The sequence below is a fragment of the Amycolatopsis sp. MtRt-6 genome (assembly GCF_017308975.1).
GTDB lineage: Bacteria > Actinomycetota > Actinomycetes > Mycobacteriales > Pseudonocardiaceae > Amycolatopsis.
In genome coordinates, this window is sequence record NZ_JADWPD010000077.1 from 1 (window position 1) to 922 (window position 922).

At 71.4% G+C, this 922-nt stretch carries 1 protein-coding gene; it reads left to right on the plus strand.

Annotation, left to right across the window (positions count from 1 at the left end; all coding sequences use genetic code 11):
* Window positions 1-193 precede the first annotated feature (193 nt).
* A complete protein-coding gene (locus I4Q55_RS48870; protein ID WP_307793513.1) occupies window positions 194-874 on the plus strand; it encodes a response regulator transcription factor in 681 nt (226 codons plus the stop codon).
* The last annotated feature ends 48 nt before the right edge of the window (window positions 875-922 follow it).

Genomic DNA, 922 nt, shown 5'->3' on the forward strand with positions numbered 1-922 from the left:
GCTCACGGCGATTGCTTCGGCGTTGACACTGGGAGTCCAGGCGAGTTCGTCGGTGACGGCCGTCTTGAGGTGGTGGTCGGGCCGGTGCTGGATCTGTGTCATTCCTCCAGGGTGGTCCGCCCGCGCCGCGCCGCCTAGAGTCGCGGGACCTTTGTCCGGGGGTCGTCCGGCGCGGCGGGCGTAGGCTCGGGTGGTGGATGACAGCCCGCAGCGCGCTCTGCCCGTCATCACGGTCTTCCTGGTCGACGACCACGAACTCGTGCGGCGCGGGGTCGCCGAACTCGTCGGCGACGAACCCGACCTGAGCGTCGTCGGGCAGGCTTCCTCGGCGGCCGAAGCGCTGGCCAGGGTGCCCGCGCTGCGCCCGGACGTGGCGGTGCTGGACGTCCGGCTCCCCGATGGCAGCGGCGTGCAGCTGTGCCGCGACCTGCGCGCGGCGCTGCCCGGTCTGCGGTGCCTGATGCTGACGTCCTTCACCGACGAGGGTTCGATGGTGGCCGCGGTGCTGGCCGGCGCCGAGGGGTATGTGATCAAGGATGTGAAGGGGCTGCAGCTGGTCGACGCGATTCGGAGGGTGGGGTCGGGTGAGACGCTGCTGGACGGCCGGGCGGTCGCCGCGCTGGTGGCCGAGCTGCGCGCGAAGACCGGGGAACCGGGTCCGCTGGCGGGGTTGAGCGAGCAGGAGCTGGTGCTGCTGGACCTGCTCGGGGAGAGCCTGACGAACCGGGAGATCGCCGAGCGGATGTTCCTGGCGGAGAAGACCGTCAAGAACTACGTGTCCCGGCTGCTGGCGAAGCTGGGGCTGGAGCGGCGGTCGCAGGCGGCGGTCCTGGTCACCGGGATCCACGGCGCGCAACGGCGTCCGGGCGGTTAGCGGCCGAACGGGTGCGCGTCGCTGATCACGACGTCTTCGAGCTGTGTC